Annotated in this window: 15 protein-coding genes and 1 tRNA gene; 9 read left to right on the top strand and 7 right to left on the bottom strand. The window is 56.1% G+C overall.

The window, feature by feature from the left end; genetic code table 11:
- Window positions 1-20: 20 nt before the first annotated feature.
- Together cysE and trmJ are read right to left on the bottom strand one after the other, a co-directional pair.
- On the bottom strand, window positions 21-896 hold the full coding sequence (gene cysE / locus D467_RS0113860) for a serine O-acetyltransferase (RefSeq protein ID WP_018918126.1): 876 nt from the start codon (window positions 894-896) through the stop codon (window positions 21-23).
- Window positions 897-1,039: 143 nt separating this feature from the next.
- On the bottom strand, window positions 1,040-1,783 hold the full coding sequence (trmJ, locus tag D467_RS0113855) for a tRNA (cytosine(32)/uridine(32)-2'-O)-methyltransferase TrmJ (protein WP_018918125.1): 744 nt from the start codon (window positions 1,781-1,783) through the stop codon (window positions 1,040-1,042).
- A gap of 171 nt (window positions 1,784-1,954) precedes the next feature.
- Here trmJ and D467_RS0113850 point away from each other — a divergent pair, with 171 nt between their 5' ends.
- The gene (locus tag D467_RS0113850; RefSeq protein WP_018918124.1) at window positions 1,955-2,749 is read left to right on the top strand and encodes an inositol monophosphatase family protein; all 795 of its coding nucleotides are present in this window, start codon (window positions 1,955-1,957) and stop codon (window positions 2,747-2,749) included.
- A gap of 160 nt (window positions 2,750-2,909) precedes the next feature.
- Here the strand turns inward: D467_RS0113850 and secF are convergent, their stop codons facing one another.
- The 5 genes from secF to queA form a co-directional block, all read right to left on the bottom strand.
- On the bottom strand, window positions 2,910-3,836 hold the full coding sequence (gene secF, locus D467_RS0113845; RefSeq protein WP_018918123.1) for a protein translocase subunit SecF: 927 nt from the start codon (window positions 3,834-3,836) through the stop codon (window positions 2,910-2,912).
- 49 nt (window positions 3,837-3,885) lie between these two features.
- Window positions 3,886-5,739: a protein translocase subunit SecD gene (gene secD / locus D467_RS0113840; RefSeq protein ID WP_018918122.1), complete on the bottom strand. Its 1,854-nt coding sequence runs from the start codon at window positions 5,737-5,739 to the stop codon at window positions 3,886-3,888.
- A 134-nt stretch (window positions 5,740-5,873) separates the two neighbouring features.
- Window positions 5,874-6,200, bottom strand: coding sequence for a preprotein translocase subunit YajC (yajC, locus tag D467_RS0113835; RefSeq protein WP_018918121.1), 327 nt, complete (start codon window positions 6,198-6,200; stop codon window positions 5,874-5,876).
- Between the two features lie 112 nt (window positions 6,201-6,312).
- A complete protein-coding gene (tgt, locus tag D467_RS0113830; protein WP_026285771.1) occupies window positions 6,313-7,431 on the bottom strand; it encodes a tRNA guanosine(34) transglycosylase Tgt in 1,119 nt (372 codons plus the stop codon).
- A gap of 80 nt (window positions 7,432-7,511) precedes the next feature.
- Window positions 7,512-8,543, bottom strand: a complete 1,032-nt coding sequence (gene queA / locus D467_RS0113825) for a tRNA preQ1(34) S-adenosylmethionine ribosyltransferase-isomerase QueA (protein ID WP_018918119.1) — start codon at window positions 8,541-8,543, stop codon at window positions 7,512-7,514.
- Between the two features lie 112 nt (window positions 8,544-8,655).
- Here queA and D467_RS0113820 point away from each other — a divergent pair.
- From D467_RS0113820 to D467_RS0113785, 8 genes are all read left to right on the top strand, one after another.
- A tRNA-Leu gene (locus D467_RS0113820) sits at window positions 8,656-8,742 on the top strand.
- 260 nt (window positions 8,743-9,002) lie between these two features.
- The gene (locus tag D467_RS0113815; RefSeq protein ID WP_018918118.1) at window positions 9,003-9,593 is read left to right on the top strand and encodes an exopolysaccharide biosynthesis protein; all 591 of its coding nucleotides are present in this window, start codon (window positions 9,003-9,005) and stop codon (window positions 9,591-9,593) included.
- A gap of 117 nt (window positions 9,594-9,710) precedes the next feature.
- Window positions 9,711-10,478, top strand: coding sequence for a helix-turn-helix transcriptional regulator (locus D467_RS0113810; protein ID WP_018918117.1), 768 nt, complete (start codon window positions 9,711-9,713; stop codon window positions 10,476-10,478).
- A 168-nt stretch (window positions 10,479-10,646) separates the two neighbouring features.
- The gene (locus tag D467_RS0113805; RefSeq protein ID WP_018918116.1) at window positions 10,647-11,003 is read left to right on the top strand and encodes a RidA family protein; all 357 of its coding nucleotides are present in this window, start codon (window positions 10,647-10,649) and stop codon (window positions 11,001-11,003) included.
- Window position 11,004: 1 nt separating this feature from the next.
- Window positions 11,005-11,949 (top strand): bifunctional Delta(1)-pyrroline-2-carboxylate/Delta(1)-piperideine-2-carboxylate reductase, encoded by a 945-nt coding sequence (gene lhpI / locus D467_RS0113800; RefSeq protein ID WP_018918115.1) that lies wholly within the window; start codon window positions 11,005-11,007, stop codon window positions 11,947-11,949.
- 125 nt (window positions 11,950-12,074) lie between these two features.
- Entirely contained in the window at window positions 12,075-13,148 is a 1,074-nt protein-coding gene (gene dctP / locus D467_RS0113795) for a TRAP transporter substrate-binding protein DctP (protein ID WP_018918114.1), read from the top strand.
- A 56-nt stretch (window positions 13,149-13,204) separates the two neighbouring features.
- Window positions 13,205-13,750 carry a TRAP transporter small permease gene (locus tag D467_RS0113790; RefSeq protein WP_018918113.1) on the top strand — a complete coding sequence of 182 codons (546 nt, stop codon included), beginning with the start codon at window positions 13,205-13,207 and terminating at the stop codon, window positions 13,748-13,750.
- Window positions 13,747-15,021 carry a TRAP transporter large permease gene (locus D467_RS0113785; protein WP_018918112.1) on the top strand — a complete coding sequence of 425 codons (1,275 nt, stop codon included), beginning with the start codon at window positions 13,747-13,749 and terminating at the stop codon, window positions 15,019-15,021. The genes D467_RS0113790 and D467_RS0113785 overlap by 4 nt, the downstream gene beginning before the upstream one ends.
- Window positions 15,022-15,098: the final 77 nt, after the last annotated feature.

Genomic DNA, 15,098 nt, shown 5'->3' with positions numbered 1-15,098 from the left:
GGAAAGCCCGAGTAGTTTGGTCAACCATTACGCGGCGGCAGGCTATCATCGTTAAGGCCTGTCTCGGGCTTGCCTGGCTGTGTGGCGGGCTTATCCAGGAGCGCGCAGCCTGTGTCGTGTTCATCCAGCACGCCGGCAAAATCTTCATTGCGTAGTTTTGGCAGATGCCCGTCGTGGTAGTTGGCGTCCAGCTTGCTGAGGGTTGAGCACATACGTTCAATGCGCTCGTCCACGGCGTGCATATGATCGAGCATCGCCTGCATGGAGCGGGCCACCGGATCCGGCATGTCCTGGCTAACGCCGTAGGCATCAAAGCCGAATTTCTGGCAAATCGCCTCGCGGCGAACCGGGTCCACATCCAGCGCCTCTTCAACATCCGGGTCGGCGCGCTTAACGATTTTGCCGGGGATGCCGACGACGGTCGCACCCGGGGGCACTTCTTTGGTGACCACCGCGTTAGAGCCGATTTTAGCGCCTGCGCCTACGGTAAAGGGGCCGAGTATTTTAGCGCCCGCCCCGACGATCACGCCGTCTTCAAGGGTAGGGTGGCGTTTGCCTTTATTCCAGCTGGTGCCGCCAAGTGTTACACCCTGATAAAGCGTGACGTTATCGCCCACCAGCGCCGTTTCACCGATCACCACGCCCATTCCATGATCGATAAAAAAGCGTCGGCCAATGGTGGCGCCGGGGTGGATCTCGATGCCGGTCAGCCAGCGGGAAAACGTTGAAAGCGTTCGGGCCAGCCATTTCAGGTTTTTGTTCCACAGCCAGTGACCGCAACGGTGAATCAGCAGCGCGTGAAGGCCCGGGTAGTTGGTCAGGACCTCTAGAAAATTGCGGGCCGCCGGGTCGCGGTCAAATACGCTGTTAATATCTTCACGTAGGCGTTGGAACATGGAGGGTCCTTGGGTCAGCTCAGGCACGACGGTCAATTAAACGGTCAATTAAACAACTAAAGTATCGTTAGCAGGGTAGCGAGGTTGGGGCACCTGACAATAACTTCAAGTTTACGCCTTCCCTGCTTGTTTGCCGGGTTTGGTTATCGCTTGCCCGCGGCTTTTTCAGTAGCGGATAAAATACCGCGTAAAATATTCATTTCCATTTTCTCTGGCCGCGCGCGCAAGTAGAGCCTGCGCAGACGCGCCATCAGCTGGCGAGGCTGGGCCGGGTCGTGAAACTCAATGGCGATCAGCGTGCGCTCAAGGTGTTCGAAGTAACGCTCCAGCTCTTCATGGGGTACTAGCTCATCATCCGCATCAGGTGCAGATGCAGGTACTGCGTCTTGCTGGCTTAGCCAAGCCATGCGGCACTCATAGGCAAGTACCTGTACCGCGGCGGCCAGGTTCAGCGAACTAAAATCTACGTTGGTGGGAATATGCACATGGGCGTGGCAGCGCTGAAGCTCGGCATTGGTCAGGCCGCTATCCTCACGGCCAAAGACCAGCGCTACGCGTGAATCAGGCGTCTGGCACTCGCCAGGCAGGCGGTCTGCGAGCTCTCGTGGGCTCAGCATGGGCCAGGGCAGGGTGCGCGAACGGGCGCTGGCGCCTACCGCTAGCGTGCAGTCGGCTACGGCCTCTTCAAGCGTTGCGTGTACGCTTGCCTGATGTAGCAGGTGGTCAGCACCAGAGGCACGGGAAATACTGTCTTGGGTAATAATTTCACAACGAGGTGCAACCAGAGCGAGATCGGCCAAGCCCATATTGTGCATGGCGCGGGCGACGCCGCCTATATTGCCGGGATGACTGGTGCCAATTAAAACAATACGAATACGTTCAAGCATAGTGATGGGGCTCTGTGGATAGGGCTCGGTAAGCAGGCTTGATGATCAAAAGCGGAAAACGGCCAGTTTAGCACGAGTCGATAGCATGCCTGCGAGTGGTCTGCTAGAATTGCGCGCCAAAGGCAACCCCCTGCCTACTGTTCTTTAACATCACTGCGACAAGGCCCGATCATGAATCCGATGGTCCAATTTACGTTGCGCGCAGCGCGCAGCGCGGTTGAACAATTTTTACGTGTCCGTGAACGTATCGAAAACGCCCATGAAGAGTCCAATCTTGACCGCCTGCTAGAAGATACGGCGCGCAAGGCTGAAGCGACTATTGTGCATCAATTGGAGCGCGGCTACCCCCTGCACGGCTACGTTGGCCGTTATACTTCACACAAATCAGGTGAAGGCGAGGGTGCTGATACCGTCTGGAAGATTGAACCCATGCACGGCTACTCTAATTTAGCGGTGGCGGGTAAAGGCTTTGCTCTCTCAGTGGTGTGTCTTGTTAAAGGCCGTCCGGAACACGCGGTGGTCATTTCCCCGTTTGGTGATGATGAATATATCGCCAGCCGCGGCCGCGGCGCTCAGCACAATGGTAAACGTATGCGGGTTAGCAAACCTACTGCGATTACCGGTACGCGCCTGGCCATGAGCCTTCCCGAAGCCTGGCTGCGCCCTCGCAACCTCCCTGCCTATCTTTCCGTGACCCAACAGCTTGCCCCTCAGGTAGAGACACTGCTGGCAACCGGCAGCGGCCTGCTGGATATGTGTGAACTGGCCTGCGGTCGTGTCGATAGCGCGTTTGTGCTGGGTATGGAAGAGCAGGATATGCAGGTAGGCAGCCTAATCCTTAAAGAAGCCGGTGCGCTAATGGGCACGCCCGATGGCCAGCCTAGCGTCAAGGTAGAAGGACAGCTGATGGCCGCAGGCCCGCGTCTTTATAAAGCGCTGATCAAGCAGCTGGCGCCGCATTTTTAATGAGTGAATGGTAAGCGGTAAATAGTAATTGGTGAGCCGTGAATGGTAAGTGGTGGTAATGAATAGCTGTTTGTTATTTACGTACTAAAAAGGCCCTGCCGGGTTGTACCGGCAGGGCCTTTTTGCTGGCTGCTTATCAGTGTTTGAACACCACTTTATTTCAGGGCAGCTCTTCTTCCTCTTCATCAATGGCTTTCTTGGTGGGGATCAGGTCCTCACGCGAAAGTTTGAGCGGAAGCAGCAGGGCACCCGAGATGTAGATGGAGGAGAACGTACCCACGCCGATGCCGATCAGCAGAGCGATCGCAAAGTTCTCGATCATATCGCCGCCGAGGATCAGCAGGGCAATCAACACCAGCATTGTGGTGCCGGAGGTGGCCAGCGTACGCGACAGAGTGGCATTGATCGCTTCGTTAAAGATCTGCGGCATATCGTCGATACGCGAGGTGCGGATCGTTTCACGAATGCGGTCATACACCACGATTGTGTCGTTCAGTGAGTAGCCGATAACCGCCAGAATAGCCGCCAGTACCGTCAGGTCGAACTCAAGCTGGAACAGCGCAAAAATGCCCACCACGATGATGACATCGTGAAGCAGGGCTAAAAGCGCCCCGATGGCAAACTTGTACTGGAAGCGGAAGGCGACATACAACATTACCACGCCGAGTGCGACCAGCAGGCCCAAGCCGCTTTGGTCGCGCAGCTGATCACCCACCTGGGCGCCGACGAATTCGGCACGCACCAGGTTGACATTCTCGCCGCTGGTGCGCAGCAGGTTGACGACATCGCTGCCCACATCAGGGTCAAACGCTTGCTGCAAACGAATCAGAACCTCGGTTGAGGCGCCGAAGGTTTGTACCGAGACATCCCTGAAGCCGCTATCCACCATCAGCTGGCGGATAGCATCCAAAGAGGGTGCTGCGCCATAGCGAACCTCAATTAGCGTGCCCCCGGTGAAGTCGAGTCCCAGATTGAGCTGTTGGAACACCAGGGCGCCAATCGACACAATCAGCATTACAGCAGAGACGATGAACGCAAGCTTGCGCCGTCCCATAAAGTCGATTTGCAGGTTTGATAGGGGTTTCATTACCACCTCTTAAATTCTGGGCTGAGCGCGTGGTTCAGATTCATGCTCTTTATATCCACAGCTTTTTGACGGGTTTGCTGCCATAGCTCAGGTTGACCATGGCGCGTGTCACCATTAGCGCGGTGAACATGGACGTCAAAATGCCGATAGACAGCGTGACCGCAAATCCTTTGACCGGGCCGGTACCAATCGAGAACAGGATCACCGCGACTAACAGCGTGGTGATGTTGGCATCGACAATCGAGGTAAAGGCGCGCTCGTAGCCTGCGTGAATGGCCTGCTGAATCGATAGCCCGTTACGCAGCTCTTCACGTATGCGCTCAAAGATCAGCACGTTGGCATCCACCGCCATACCCAGCGTCAGTACGATACCGGCGATACCCGGCAGGGTGAGTGTGGCGCCCAGCATCGACATTACCGCGACCAGAATCGTCAGGTTGAGGGCGAGAGCAACGTTGGCAAAAATACCGAACACTTTGTAGCGCGCCAGCATAAACAGCACGAGCAGCAGCAGGCCGATTTGCACCGACAGCAGGCCGCGTTCGATGTTTTCCGCACCCAGGCTTGGGCCAATGGTGCGCTCCTGCACGAAGTAAATCGGCGCGGCCAGCGAACCGGAACGTAGCAGCAGCGCAAGCTCAGCGGCTTCTGTCGGCGAGTCCAGGCCGGTAATCCGGAAGCTGTTACCCAGTGCGCTTTGAATGGTCGCTAAGCTGATTAGGCCGCGCTCAACATAAGGCTCGCGCTCAATGGTTTCTTCGCCGGTATCCGGGTCGGTGACCACCGTGTCTTCGCTCTTATGCTCGATAAACAGCACTGCCATGTTGCGACCGATATTGGTGCGCGTGGCGCGGTTCATCAGCGTACCGCCGGTGCCATCCAAATTGATATTTACCTGCGGGCGACCGTTTTCATCGAAGCTATTGCTGGCGCTGGAAACGCTGTCACCGGTAATGATCACATCGCGCATCAGCGCGGCAGAGCGTGCTGAATCATTACGGAATGAAAGGGTTTCGGTTTCTGCATCAGGCGTGTCGTTGCGTGCTTCCAGACGGAACTCAAGGTTCGCCGTCGCGCCCACGATCCGCTTGGCCGCTACGGTGTCCTGTACGCCGGGTAGCTCGACCACAATCTGGTTCGGCCCTTGGCGTTGAACCATCGGCTCGGCAACACCCAGCTCATTCACCCGGTTACGCAGGGTGGTCAAGTTTTGGTTGATCGCGTAGTCCTGAATTTCGTTGACGGTCTGATCGCTCAGCGTCATTACCAGCGAAGAAGACCGACCACTGCCTTGCGTGCTGTATTCAAAATTGGGGAAGTCACGGCTAATCAGACGACGTGCGCTATCGCGGTCTTCAGAGCTTGCAAAGTCGATCGACAGCGTACGGTCTTCAACCTCGGTGTTGCGATAACGAATACGTTCGCTGCGCAACAGTTCACGCATGGCGCTGGCATTGACTTCCAGGCGTTGGGTGAGTGCTGCGTCCATATCCACTTCCAGCAGGAAGTGAACGCCACCGCGCAGATCAAGACCCAGCGTCATGGGGGAGGCGGAAAACGCCTGTAGCCATGAGGGCGTGGCTTCTGCAAGGTTGAGTGCCACGGTCGCATCGCTGCCTAAGAGGTCGGCGGCAATATCACGGGCGTTTAGCTGGTCATCATCGTTGCGCAGGCGAATCAGCCACTGGCCGTTCTCTTGCTCGGAGGCTTTTACGACGATGTCGTTTTCTTCAAGTGCGCTTTCAACGCGTTGGATTTGACGCAATTCCAGCGTGTCACCCTGGGCGCTGCTGAGCTGAATAGCGGGATCTGCGGGGAATAAGTTGGGAAGCGAATAGATAAGGCCAACCACCAGGACGACCAGTATCAGTAGATACTTCCACAGGGGGTAACGGTTGAGCATGCAAGCCCTGCCTTCAATTACAAACGGAATTGCTGTGCATGGGGATTCCATGCACAGCAAAATTTACCATCGTACCTACCATGGCACCCCTGCCGGGGTGGCTGGCACTGGATCGGCAGGGGGAGTTGCGGGCGTTAGATGGACTTAATGGTGCCCTTCGGCAGTACGGCGGCAACGGCATTCTTCTGCACGTTAACTTCGGTGCCTTCAGACACTTCAAGGGTCAGGAACTCATCGCTGACCTTTGTGACGCGGCCTACCAGACCACCGCCAATGACGACTTCATCGCCTTTGTCCAAGCTAGTGACCAGCTGCTTGTGCTGCTTGGCACGCTTGGCTTGGGGGCGCCACAACAGGAAGTAGAAAATCAGCACAAAACCGACCAGCATGACGATTTGCGCGATACCACCGCCAGCGGCCGCTTCTTGGGCGTGGGCTGGTGAGATGAAGAAATCCAGCATTGCAGAGAACTCCTGGGTTAATACCCTAAATGGGTGAAAGGGTTAGAAGAGGCGCTGATTAACTATTATGTTGATAAGCGCCCCTTTGCTCACCCGCCAAAGCGGGTGAACTCTATTCGGCTAGGGGAGGCACCGGTAGGCCGCGCCGGGCATAAAAGCCTTCCACAAAGGTCGTCAATGTACCCGCTTCGATTGCCGCGCGCAAATCAGCCATTACACGCTGGTAGTAGCGCAGGTTGTGGATGGTATTGAGCATCGATCCGAGCATTTCGTTGCAGCGGTCCAGGTGGTGCAAATAGCCGCGCGAGAAATTCTTGCAGGTATAGCAGTCACAACCCTCTTCAAGGGGGCTGGTGTCATGGCGATGCTTGGCGTTACGAATCTTGACCGTACCGTCAGCGGTGAACAGGTGGCCATTACGCGCGTTGCGGGTCGGCATCACGCAGTCAAACATATCCACGCCGCGGCGCACGCCTTCCACCAGATCCTCAGGTTTACCTACGCCCATCAGGTAGCGTGGCTTTTCATCAGGCATCCAGGTGGGCAGGTAATCCAGTACCTTGATCATCTCTTCTTTGGGCTCGCCTACGGAAAGCCCGCCAATCGCCAGGCCATCAAAGCCGATCTCCAAAAGCCCTTTGAGCGAGCGCTCGCGAAGCTCGGGGTGCATGCCGCCCTGGATGATGCCGAAAAGCGCTGAAGGCGAATCACCGTGAGCATCGCGTGAGCGTTTGGCCCAACGTAGCGACAGCTCCATGGATTTTTCAGCTTCTTCGAACGTCGCCGGATAGGGCGTACATTCGTCAAAGATCATCACCACGTCAGAGCCCAGCGAGCGCTGCACGGCCATGGACTCTTCGGGACCCATAAACACCTTGCTGCCATCCACCGGCGAGCGGAAATGCACGCCTTGCTCGGTGATCTTGCGCATCTCGCCGAGCGAAAACACCTGAAAACCGCCGGAATCGGTAAGGATCGGCTTGTCCCACTGGGCGAAGTCGTGCAGGTCGCCGTGGGCTTCAATCACCTCGGTACCCGGGCGCAGCCATAGGTGAAAGGTATTGCCCAGGATGATTTCAGCGCCGATCTCCTTGATGGAATCCGGCGTCATGCCTTTTACGGTGCCGTAAGTACCCACCGGCATAAACGCGGGGGTTTCAACCGTGCCACGGGGGAAGTGAAGGCGACCGCGCCGAGCGCGGCCATCGTCGGCCAGGCGCTCAAAGCGCATAAAGCATTCGTTTCGCATTGTCGTAACTCGTTAAGTAATCATCGATAAAGCAGTAGTGGCGGCTTTTTAAAGGGTAGCCGCTAACGGGTAAGCAGCATCGCATCGCCATAGCTAAAGAAAGCGTAGCGTTCGGCAACCGCCTCACGGTAGGCGTTAATCATCGTGTCATAGCCGGCAAACGCCGACACCAGCATCAAAAGCGTCGATTCCGGCAGGTGGAAGTTGGTAATCAACGCATCCACACAGCGCCACTCGTAGCCTGGGTAGATGAAGATATCCGTATCCCCGCTGTAGGGCGCTATCTGCCCGTCATCGCTTTTCTGGCAGGCGCTTTCCAGACAGCGCACGCTGGTGGTGCCCACCGCAATCACCCGGTTGCCCGCCGCTTGCGCCTCGCGTACCTGCTGGCAGGCGGCTTCCGACACCTCAATCCATTCGCTATGCATATGGTGTTCAAGAATGTTGTCCACTCGCACTGGCTGAAAGGTGCCGGCACCCACGTGCAGAGTGACAAACGCGCTGTTGATGCCTTTTTCAGCCAGGGCATCCAGCAGCGGCTGGTCAAAATGCAGGCCCGCCGTGGGGGCGGCCACGGCGCCATCCCGACGTGCGTAAACGGTCTGATAGCGTTCGCGGTCGCTGAGTTCGTCTTCCCGGGTGATATAGGGTGGCAGCGGCATATGGCCGTGCTGCTCTAATAGCGCGATCATCGGCGTATCACCCAAAAAGCGCAGCTCAAACAGCGCATCGCGACGGCCTTCCACCACGGCGTGAATATTACCTTCAAAGATCAGCTCGGTGCCGGGCTTGGGCGATTTACTCGAACGGATATGCGCCAAGCCCCGATGACTATCCAGCGGGCGCTCAAGCAGCATCTCCACCTTGCCGCCGCTGGCTTTATGGCCGTGCAGGCGGGCGGGGATCACCCGGGTATCGTTAAACACCAGCAAATCGCCGGGGTTTAGGCGCTCAAGAAGATCCGTAAACTGGCGATGCTCAAGCGCGCCGCTCTGACCATCCACGCACAGCAAACGGCAGTCGCTGCGCTGTTCAGAAGGGTAGCGAGCAATCAGCTCATCGGGTAGCTCGAAATAAAAGTCCGCGCGCTGCATGGGTTGGCTCTTAACAGTGGTCAAACAGGCGGCATAGGATACCCCCTTCGCTAGATAAAGTCAGTCAATGTGATTGACCTCAAGGGTTATCTCCGTATAATGCGCATCCATTGCCGGTGTGGCGGAATTGGTAGACGCAGCGGATTCAAAATCCGCCGCCTTTACGGGTGTGCCAGTTCGAGTCTGGCCACCGGCACCAAATTTTAGGGCTTAGCGTTCATCGCTAGGCCCTTTTTTGGTTTTGGCATTCCAGAAAATGCCATCGAGCATGAACAAAGATTTGTCATATCCTCATTGGTTCACACCATCACTGGCTCGACATCTAACATTTGATTAAACCAATCTGAACTACACTCGAAAGTGATCGCACAGGTGTTTTAGACGGCTATTTCTATTCCATGGATACAGGTGCCCCCATTTAATGCCTGAAAGGCTTTATGGCGAGCAGGGAGCTCAATAATGGCCGAACACACCACGCGGGCACTCAGCGAGGTTCTGAATCATCTTGAACACTCGGTTCAAGGGCAAAACGTAACGATTGGGTCGCTTGTGGACGAACTCGGCCCACACTCCTTTGCATCACTGATGCTAATGTTTGCTCTTATTTCGACGTCTCCGGCAAGTTCGATACCGGGCATCACCGCGATTGTTGCGGCCATCGAGTTTATCCTCGTCGCACAGATAATTCTGGGCCGAGACTGCCTCTGGCTACCAGGCTTCATATCACGTAGAAATCTGTCGACCAGCAAGCTTTGCAAAGGGATTAACTGGCTGCGCAAGCCGGTGCATTTCGTTGAGCGGTTTCTCAAGCCGCGCTGGGTGTTTTTCGTCAAGCCGCCTTGGTTGTATCTGCCGCTCGCCGTTATTTTGGCGGTTACTCCTTTTATGCCGTTTATGGAAGTCATCCCTACTTCTGGTTCGATAGCTTCGGCCGCCATCGCCTGCTTCGCGGCGGGGCTTTTGACCAGGGATGGGTTGCTTGCCATGATCTCTATCGTATTTCTGGCAGCGGTGCCTTTCGTGATCTGGTATGTAGGGTTTAGCGGTTAGGTAAAGGCGATCTCAATGACCCCAAGCAAACATTTAGCGCCATCTTCGCTGGCTCGCTTTTTCGCTCTGGGTCGTTTTATAGTGCAAAGATAGATTCCAATAAGAAAGGCGATTGCCATGACCCGTTTTGAGCTGCAAAGCCGAAACCTGGCATCTGAGCATGTGGCTCACTCGCATGACTTTCATCAGCTGATTCTAGCAACCAGCGGGGTGACAGAGCTTGCCATGGAAGGGCAGGAGGAGCGTGTTACCGCCCGCCGTGGCTGTTTGATTCCCTCTTCGCGACATCATGAATATGAAGGCGATGGCAGTAACCGTACCCTGGTACTGGATATTCCGGTTGTCCAGTTAGCCAGCCTTGAAAAGGGCGATGACATCGAGCGTCTATTTGATAAACCACGCTTTTTCACCATTCCCCCGGCGTTAAATCAGCTGACTCACGCGCTGGCAAATCAGCTTGAGCAGTGCCCCGGGCTGCAAAATGAAATCGCCATTTTGCTACTGCGCGCGCTGACCATGTATCTGCAGGATGAGCCTGCCTCAACGGTTGCCCAATTAGGCACGCGCTGTGTGAGTGAACGACTTGATCTGGAGCGCCTTGATGCCTGGCTGGATCGGCATCTAGCCGATGATATTCGCGTCGAACAGCTGGCCGCACTGTGTGCACTGAGTCCTGGGCATTTTCATGCCTGCTTTCGCGAACTGACCGGCATCACGCCCTTGGCCTACGTGCAGCGACGGCGTTTGGAACATGCCCGCACCCTGGCGCGGCACAGTGTCTTGAGCCTGGGCCATATCGCGATGCTGGTAGGCTTTCGTGATCAAGGCAGTTTTTCACGCGCTTATCGCCGCCACTTTGATATTGCCCCTTCTTCAGACCGCTAGGCTTTTCTTCTCTTTATTTAGTCCTTTTTTAGTTCTTTTTTTATCTCTTGTTTATCACTTCTTGTGACTTACCTGATTTACGGGCAAAACTGTCGGAGTTTGGGGCAAGCGAGTTGCCTGGCAACATCGTAGTCTCAAATGGATCCTATTATTTTCTGGAGAAACTCTATGAGCGTTACCTATCAAGACAGCAATGCGCGTATGAGCCAAGTGGCTATTCATAACGGTACCGTGTATCTCGCGGGCCAGGTGCCGGGCGATGCCAGCGCCGATATGCGTGGCCAGACCGAACAGGTGCTAACGCGTATCGATCAGCTGCTGGAGCAGGCGGGTACTTCCAAGCAGCACCTTATTTCAGCGCAAGTCTGGGTCACCAGCATGGCGGAATTTGACCAGATGAACGCTGCCTGGGATGCCTGGGTCGTGCCAGGACGCCCACCCGTGCGTGCCGCGCTTGAGGCAAAGCTTGCCAAGCCTGAATGGAAAGTCGAAATCATGGTGGTCGCCGCACTGCCGGAGGCTTGATATGCGGGTTGTTTCTGCTGAAGAGGTGGCTTGCCACCTCTCTTGGGAAGGGCTGATCAGCCGGCTGCATGCAACGTTTGTGAAGGGCGTTGAGTCACCGCCGCGCCATCACCACGCCATGCACCGGCCCGATGGCGAAGCCACCATGCTGCTGATGCCTGCCTGGGAAGCCGCTGGCTATATTGGCGTCAAAATGGTCAATGTGTTTCCGCAAAACGCAGACCATGGCGTACCGGCGATTTCAGGGCTTTATCTTCTCAGCGAAGGCAAACACGGCCAGCCGCTTGCCTGTATTGATGGCAGTGAGCTCACGCGGCGACGTACGGCGGCCGCTTCCGCATTAGCGGCTCAGGCGTTAGCCAAAGAGTCTGCCGAAACGCTGCTGGTGGTGGGCACGGGCAAGCTGGCGCCCATGGTGATCGAAGCCCACGCCAGCGTCAGGCCTATTAAGCGGGTAATGATCTGGGGACGTAACGCCAGCAAGGCCAAAGCGATCGCCCAGGCGTACGCCACGCGCTTTACCACCGAAGTGGTCGACGACTTGGCCGTGGCCGTCGCGCAAGCCGATATCGTCAGCTGCGTGACACTTTCAACCCAGCCGCTGATTAAAGGCGAATGGCTAACCCCCGGCACGCATCTGGATTTGATTGGCGCCTTCCGGCCGCAAATGCGCGAAACCGATGCCGAATGCCTGCGCCGTGCGGCGGTGTTTGTGGATACCTACGCCGGTGCCCAGGGCGAAGCGGGCGATATTCTTCAGGCCATTGATGAAGGGGCCTTCCGCTTTGAAGATATTCAGGCTGAGTTAGCCGAGGTGCTCTCTGGCGCTAAGCCTGGCCGAACCGCTGATGACTCCATCACGCTGTTTAAATCGGTCGGCGCATCGCTTGAAGACCTGGCCGCCGCTATTGAGGTATGGGAGTCGCTGTCTGGCCAGACAGGCTAAAAAGACAACGTAAGCAGGCAGGCAAGCAGAGATGGCGAGAATAAATACAATCATGCCATCACCACAAAATAACCTAAGACGTCACTCATAACGAAGACCAACCAATAATCAAAACGAGGTGTGTTATGAACGCTAAGCAATCTTTTCTCTTTGCTGCTCTGGCAGCACTTCCGTTGGCGATTGCCAGTGCCAACGCTCAAGCCCAATCTTATGAAATGGTGATTGCCACCCAGATCCCGGAGGATATGAGTAACAACGAAATCTACCCGGCGCTGGTGCACTTCAAAAACCTCGTGGAAGCGCGTACCGACGGCGATCTGGAAGTCACCATTTTCGGCGGTGGGCAGCTGGGTTCTGAGGTGGAAAACGGCTCTGAAGTGCAGGCTGGCCGCACGCTTCAATCGACCATCATGTCAGCCGGGGCCATGTCCTCTTTTTATGGTGACTATCAAGCGGTCACCGCCCCATTCCTGTTTACCAGCTGGCGCCAGGCGTGGACCTTCTTTGACAGCGAATGGTTTGCCGACTTCATGTCCGGCACCGTCGATGCGGCCAACATGCGCTATCTGGGAACCTTTGATGACGGCGGCGGTTTCGTTGCGTTTACCAACAACGTCCATTTGATCGAAACGCTTGAGGATCTGGAAGGGCTGAATATTCGCACCGAAGAGAACCCCGCTCACGTAGCCATCATGCGTTCACTAGGCGCGTCCGCAACGCCTTTGCCCTGGGGCGAGCTAATTACTGCGCTCGAAACCGGCCTTGCCGATGGCCAGTTCAACGCGCCTGTGCTCAATACCACCTTCAATTTCGATGCCGTAACGGACTACACCACGCTCACCGGGCATGTGTATAACAGCGCGCCCTGGATGGTGAGTGAGTCCTGGTACCAGACGCTTCCGGAAAGCCATCAGCAGGCGCTGATCAGCTCAGCCCGCGAAGCGATTCAGCTAAGCCATGGAATGTCGGGTGCCTTGGCAACGGCCAGCTGGGTTGAATCCTGTGAGCGCTTTGAAGCCTGCTACCTGATGCCCGATGCCGAACGCGAACGCATGGCCGAGATTGCCCGCCCGGCTTGGCAGGCATGGATCGTTGATGATTTCGGCATGGATAGCGCCCGCGTGCAGGGGCTGCTCGATGAAGTCGAGCAGGTCGGCCAGCAGTTGGCGAATGACGACATGCGCATTTATGGCCAATAACGGTTAGCGACGGATAAACGCTGGGGAGCGGGCATGCCCCAGCGTGAGGAATCATCATGGGCGTTTTACCCCCGTTGCGCCGCCTAAGCGATAGCGTCAATCAGGTGGCGATCGTGCTGTGCATTGGCTGTATTCTCGCCATGCTGGGCATCTCTTTTACCGCGTTTGTTTACAAGCTATTCACCGGCAGCACGCTGAGCTGGACATATTCGCTGGCGCGGCTGTTTTTGCCGTGGATAGGTTTTCTCTCCATGACCATCTCACTGCGCTATGGCGAACATGTGGCAATGACGCTGCTGGTACGTAGTTTGCCCAAAATCATGGTGCAGGTGGCGGCGGGGCTTTGTCTGGCCGTTATCGGCCTGTTTGCGCTGATGTTGGTCTGGTATGGCTGGGGCTACTTCACCAACGCGACTCAGGTGTACATGGTCTCCGACCAGATTCGCATTCCGAGTAAGTTCACCGCCGTCGTAGTGCCTATCAGCGGCGTCATTATGCTCTTGCACCTGGTGCACGGCTTTGCCTTGTTGGAGCATTTTATAGATGAGCGCGCCATGATTGATGAGCTCATTGAAACCAATGACGGGGAGAGCCGCTCATGACCCCTGCAATTTTAGTCTTCGTGCTGCTGTTGTTTATTGGGGCGCCGGTGGCAGTGGTCATGGCGATGTCGGGCTTGGCGGGCGGCTTTGCGCTGGGGGGCGAGCGCATGCTGGGGATTATCGCGGACCGTATGTTCTCCGGCGTTTCCGGCTTTCTGCTGATTGCCGTGCCTTACTTTATCTTTACCGCTGAGCTGATGAACCAGGGCGGGCTAACCCATAAGCTGATCGCCTTTAACAATGCGTTGTTTGGCCGGGTGCGTGGATCGCTTTCCCACGTCAATATTTCGGTCTCGGTGTTTTTTGCAGGCCTCACGGGCGCTGCCGTAACTGATACCGTCGCGATCGGCAAAATCATGATCCCCGAGATGAAGAAACAGGGCTACGACGCTGAGTATGCCGCCGCGGTTACCGCCTGCTCATCGATTATTGGGCCGATCATTCCACCTAGTGTGGTCATGGTGGTTTACGCCACGCTGCTGCGCGATATATCGGTGATCGACCTGTTTGCGGGCGGTATTATCCCCGGCCTATTGATGGCGTTGGCGCTACTTGGGGTGAGCTTTTTCCTGGCCTGGAAACGCGGCTACCCTAAACAGGCGCCCACCCCCTTTAAGGCCGCGATAATGGCGCTGCTGGTCGCGCTACCGGCGATGGTGGTGCCGCTGATTATTCTAGGCGGCATTCTTTCGGGACTCACCACAATTACCGAAGCATCCGGCTTTGCGGCGGTGTATGCCATCGTGATTGGCGTGGTGTTCTACCGCAATCTTACCTGGCGCAAGATATGGGATGCCCTGGTGACCACGGTGCGCTTCTCTGGCGTGGTATTTTTTCTACTCGCGACCTCCGCCGTGCTGGGCTGGTTCGTCACCCGCTCGGGGATTGCCCGAGACGCTGCCAGCATGATTACTACCTTTAGTGATGTCGCCTTTGTGCAGCTGATGCTGGTCTGCCTGCTACTCTTAATAATTGGTACGGTGATGGATGTGCTGCCCGCGCTGGTAGTGATTGCTCCGGTGTTGGTACCTGCCATGCTGCAGTTAGGTTTTGACCCACTGCACTTCGCAATTCTAATGATCGTGGTACTCAATATCTCCAACGTGACGCCGCCGGTCGGCATGACCCTGATGACTGCTGCGCGCATAGCCGAAGTGCCCTATGAGAGGGCTATCGTGGCGTCACTGCCGTTTTACGTATCGTTTATTGTGGTGATCGTGCTGCTTGCCGCTTTTCCAGCGCTATCCACCTGGATTCCTTCTTTACTCTAACGGGCTGCTAGGGTTTATACGAAAAGTCGGCGAGCGCAGGCAGTTTTCGTAAACAGCCTAAGGATTGCGAACTCATT

Origin of the sequence: Vreelandella zhanjiangensis DSM 21076, assembly GCF_000377665.1 — a bacterium.
GTDB lineage: Bacteria > Pseudomonadota > Gammaproteobacteria > Pseudomonadales > Halomonadaceae > Vreelandella > Vreelandella zhanjiangensis.
Note: the sequence above shows the minus strand (reverse complement) of the source record. Positions and strands in the feature narration are given on the sequence as shown.